Here is a 2,307-nt window from a genome sequence, read left to right on the forward strand (position 1 = left end):
GTAGGAGGGGAATCAAACAGTTGGGTCAAGAGATCCTTTGACCCATCTAACTCGGCGAATGCCGAGAGACTATTTATTAGCTAGGAGGGAACTTCTAGCATAAATAGTTTATCATATACAAAATGGAATTGTAAGTACCACATTGTATTTGTCTGCGTGGGCTCCTTTTTATTATTTACTTATTCCGAACCACTAACAGATATTTACTATTTACAACGAGCAATACGGCTGCCATAAGAATAATGGAAAAGATCTGTGAATCTTCCCTGGTAACGGAGTAGACAGTAGATAGTATAATAGCAGCGACAAGGGAAATATTTAATAAGCTGTGTGATTTATACAATCCATCAAGGATGACATGCTTTTCACCATCATCGGCAATATCAAGTAACGATTTAGCGTAATCCGGGTCAGAAGTGCTTGGTAAATTACGCTCTTGGTATACTTGTTGCATTAAATGCCCCATGTAATAGATGAAGATAAAGGTAATGATGAGCAGGCACATGGATGCAATGGTCAACATTAAGTTTTGAGTTGTAATAAGGCTTAAACTAAGCGCGAGAACAGAAAGAACGAAGCTGGAATTTGCAAATAAAGAGTAATCGGCAAACATTTTATACTTTCTATCCTCAACTTCATCTTCTTCATCACCGCTAAAGTTTTGTGTGTTTAACGATTTAATCTTTTGAGACCGAAAAATACTTAAAGCGATTAGGATGATAGAGACTGCAATTAAGCTGATTACAGTGATCTCTCCAGCAAAATGGACCTCAGAAAAGTTCATCAAAGCATACACGACAAAAAAACCAACAAATCCACCAATCAATAACTGCAATATAAGTTTCATTTATAACTCTTCCTCCTCAAATTGAAATACACTTTCAACAGGCTCATTAAAAACGCGTGCAATACGAACGGCAATTAATAGTGAAGGCATATACTCCCCGCGTTCAATCAAGCTTATTGTTTGTCTGGATACCTTTGCGAGTTTCGCGAGCTGAGTTTGGTTATAGCCTTCACGTGCCCGTAGCTCTTTTAAGCGACTTTTCAAACCATATCACCTTCAGTTGATGTAATCTCATAATCACATTGTATATGATCATATTCATTTTGACAACGATATTTGTCAATAATAAAATAATCATTGTCAATCATCAACAGATTGACGAACCCGGCAATATATCAACTTGGAGGAGTGAAAAATTTCACATTATGGCCTTCGTTCCCATGGCTCAACTGTGCCTACAATATAAAGGGGCTTGTCATGACGGATGGCTGCAATCACGCCATTTGAAATTTCTTTATGGGTCAGCCATCTGGAAGTGCCATTTGCGATGACAAAGCCGAGCTGTATTTGCCGGTACAGGCAGCCTGTGGGTATTTTCACGCTATTGATGGCTGCTTCAAGGTTCGTGCTGCTGCCAACGACATGAAAAAGTCTCCAGTTTTGACTGCCTGTTTTAGATGTTTCCTCTGCAATGATATCCAAGGCGTATTTTCCCGTTGAGTGGATCCAGGCAACGACGAGTTGGAGCGGCCCGTTTTGTCTGATCGTGCGTTGGATTTCTGTTCGCAATTTATTTTCATTTGTGTAATCGACGAATAAGGGAGTAATCGATGAAGGTGGCGCTTTGGAGATGAGCGTGTTCATTTTGTGAGGATTCCTGGCGATCACCGAGAGATGTGACTATTTTCTGTCAGCCAAAGGGAAACCCCTGCCAGCATGCCGGTTCCGCCAACGACTAAAGCGTGACTCAATATAATCTCCTCCAAAAAAATTTTCGGGGATAAAAACATATGTTCCCATACAGCAAAAAAATGGTATAATGAATATACAATAGTACAGGTTTCTCAAGGGCGGTCGGCACACGCATCCCGGTTAAAAGGGGAGGTGGTGCCTCATATGACAGTGTATGAATCGATTTCAACGATGATTGCCTTTGCGGTATTGGTTGTGGCGATTCTGTCAGTGAAAAAAGACTAAAGCCGCCCTTGAGATGGCCCTCTCCGGCGGCTTTGGCATAACTGCGCCGATCCCCACGGGACCGTGCTATTGCGCTATTCGTTTCGGTGTTCGCAGCACCGGAACGAATTTTTATATTCTCACTCCATTATACCCCAATACGCCGTTTGTGGAAATACCTCATTGACCAGCAAGCAGGATTATTTGGGACTTTTTTCTCAATCGATTTTTTACGAACGACTGGCAGAAGGCCCGGCATTTCAATGTCGGGATGAATGCCAGAAACATAGGTTTAAAAAAGAAATCGGCTCTTGTTTTTATTTTTTAAATATTGTATCATTAAT

The 2,307-nt window shown here is 41.0% G+C and carries 4 protein-coding genes; 1 reads left to right on the top strand and 3 read right to left on the bottom strand.

All coding sequences use genetic code 11. The features are described 5' to 3' along the window. Window positions 1–175: 175 nt before the first annotated feature. The 3 genes from AB1L08_RS22190 to AB1L08_RS22200 all read right to left on the bottom strand — a co-directional run bounded on the left by AB1L08_RS22190 (window position 176) and on the right by AB1L08_RS22200 (window position 1,651). The gene (locus tag AB1L08_RS22190) at window positions 176–847 is read right to left on the bottom strand and encodes a DUF3169 family protein (protein WP_413066746.1); all 672 of its coding nucleotides are present in this window, start codon (window positions 845–847) and stop codon (window positions 176–178) included. Next, the gene (locus tag AB1L08_RS22195; protein ID WP_413066747.1) at window positions 848–1,051 is read right to left on the bottom strand and encodes a helix-turn-helix transcriptional regulator; all 204 of its coding nucleotides are present in this window, start codon (window positions 1,049–1,051) and stop codon (window positions 848–850) included. Window positions 1,052–1,210: 159 nt separating this feature from the next. Continuing rightward, window positions 1,211–1,651, bottom strand: coding sequence for a Rossmann-fold NAD(P)-binding domain-containing protein (locus tag AB1L08_RS22200; RefSeq protein ID WP_413066748.1), 441 nt, complete (start codon window positions 1,649–1,651; stop codon window positions 1,211–1,213). A gap of 252 nt (window positions 1,652–1,903) precedes the next feature. Between AB1L08_RS22200 and AB1L08_RS22205 the strand changes: the two genes are divergently transcribed. Further along, on the top strand, window positions 1,904–1,984 hold the full coding sequence (locus tag AB1L08_RS22205) for a putative holin-like toxin (protein ID WP_413066749.1): 81 nt from the start codon (window positions 1,904–1,906) through the stop codon (window positions 1,982–1,984). Window positions 1,985–2,307: the final 323 nt, after the last annotated feature.

This window comes from Siminovitchia jepli (genome assembly GCF_047228825.1).
Classification (GTDB): Bacteria; Bacillota; Bacilli; order Bacillales; family Bacillaceae_C; genus Siminovitchia.